This is a genomic window from Photorhabdus hindustanensis (assembly GCF_002968995.1).
GTDB classification, from domain to species: Bacteria; Pseudomonadota; Gammaproteobacteria; order Enterobacterales; family Enterobacteriaceae; genus Photorhabdus; species Photorhabdus akhurstii.
In genome coordinates this window covers 1-856 of the sequence record NZ_PUWT01000143.1, presented here as the reverse complement: position 1 = coordinate 856, position 856 = coordinate 1, and the positions used below count along the sequence as shown (strand labels likewise).

The 856-nt window shown below is 46.7% G+C and carries 2 protein-coding genes; both read right to left on the bottom strand.

All coding sequences use genetic code 11. The features are described from left to right. Positions 1–317, bottom strand: a 317-nt coding sequence (locus C6H66_RS24655; protein ID WP_105397026.1) for a hypothetical protein, incomplete at its 3' end; no start/stop codon positions are given. Position 318: 1 nt separating this feature from the next. Continuing rightward, on the bottom strand, positions 319–856 hold a 538-nt coding region (locus C6H66_RS24650), incomplete at its 5' end, for a major capsid protein (RefSeq protein ID WP_181150306.1).

The window sequence follows — 856 nt, the reverse complement described above, 5'->3', positions numbered from 1 at the left end:
CCATTTTGAGCAAGTGCCTGTTGCCGCAGCTTGTTAACGTCAGCAACAACCCCCAGTTCAATCAAACGTTCTGCATCTTCTGGACTGAGAATGAGTTGCACGAACTCTTTATATTCCTTGCCATCGTGTTTAACTGTCTGGCCTTTCAGCACAACGACAATTACCTGGTCATCAGAAAGATTTTCATCGTCGGCATCAGGAACAGTGGAAGAAGATTCCACCGTTTCTATCTGAGAATCCGGTAACTCTTGGCCGTCAACCATCAGTTCAGGCGGCAAGCCGCCCAGTTCGTTTTCTTGTTGCTTATTTTTTGCCATATCACACCACCGTCGCACACAAAGCCGCATTCACACGACTTGGGATAACCAATGGCGCGGATTGCATCAATAAATAACGCTGTGCTGGATCGGGGTTTAACCAGCTTTTTGGCGCATAGGCCAAAGGCCCGTAGTTGAAAGTGGGATCAAGAATCGCACCAAACGCACGCGTTCCCATTAAATCCGCACCTGACATGATGACTGCGCCATCTGGCAGCATCGGTTTTTCGATGTTATCAACAGGATCAATAAACCAGTCGTTATACAACCAGAGATTGAAGTTGCCCCAAATTCCCTTAAATACCCCGCCTTTTTGAACTGTTGGGCCGATATTTACCTGATTACCAAACGGGTTCAACGATGGGAAAGTTATCGCGGTATCCTTGATAGACGTATCCAGACGGAATGCTTTCCATGAAGAAGGTGTAAAGACTAAATCCGTTGGTACCGAACCCGATTCTTTCAGAATTAATGTCTGCCATGATTCAATATCATCAGACGGCTGCGTGTTTGTTACTCCTGCTGCAACCTTAAGCGGC